The organism is Mesorhizobium sp. P5_C1, assembly GCF_054049815.1.
Genome location: NZ_JBFULQ010001298.1, coordinates 1 through 675, shown reverse-complemented (window position 1 = coordinate 675; position 675 = coordinate 1). Strand labels below are relative to the sequence as shown.

Here is a 675-nt window from a genome sequence, read left to right as displayed (position 1 = left end):
ATCCCTCGAAGAACGGTTGCGCCAACGGCGGCAGCCCGGAGAAGAACATCAGCGACGAGATCGTCTTGAGGATCAAAGCGCCGATAACGGCGCCGATGGGGCTGCCGACGCCACCGCTCAACGCCACTCCGCCCAACACGATGGCGCCGATCGAGTTCAGCGTGTAGGACGGCGCGATATTGGGATCGCCAGTAAGCGTGACCATGCTGACATAGATGCCGGCAAGGGCCGCGATAAAGCCGCTGCTGCCGTAGGCAATGAGCTTGAGCCGGTTCACGCGAAGGCCGGTCATGTAAGCCGACTGTTCCGACGATCCGACGGCATAGAGGCCGAGACCGATGTCCGACCGGCGCAGAAGGACCATCAGAGCGACAAGAACGATGACAAGAATAATCGCCGAGACCGGGGCGCCTGCCACTGCATAGGTGAGCGCATCTGACATTGTCTCATTGATGCTGCCTCCGGGCGTAGGCCGCAGAAGCAGAGCGATGCCACCGAAGATGCCACCCGTCGCAAGGGTGGTGACGATTGGCTGCACCCGGCCATAGACAACCACGATCCCATTCACCAGCCCGCAAGCCACCCCGACGGCCAGCACTGCAATCATACCAAGGGCAATCGAGGTCGGAGATCCATTGAGAAGGAACGAGGCCACCACGTTGGTCAGCGCAATAA

At 60.9% G+C, this 675-nt stretch carries 1 protein-coding gene; it reads right to left on the bottom strand.

The window, feature by feature from the left end; genetic code table 11:
• Nucleotides 1-675, bottom strand: a 675-nt coding sequence (locus ACXJ7R_RS35480; RefSeq protein WP_457155855.1) for an ABC transporter permease, incomplete at both ends; no start/stop codon positions are given.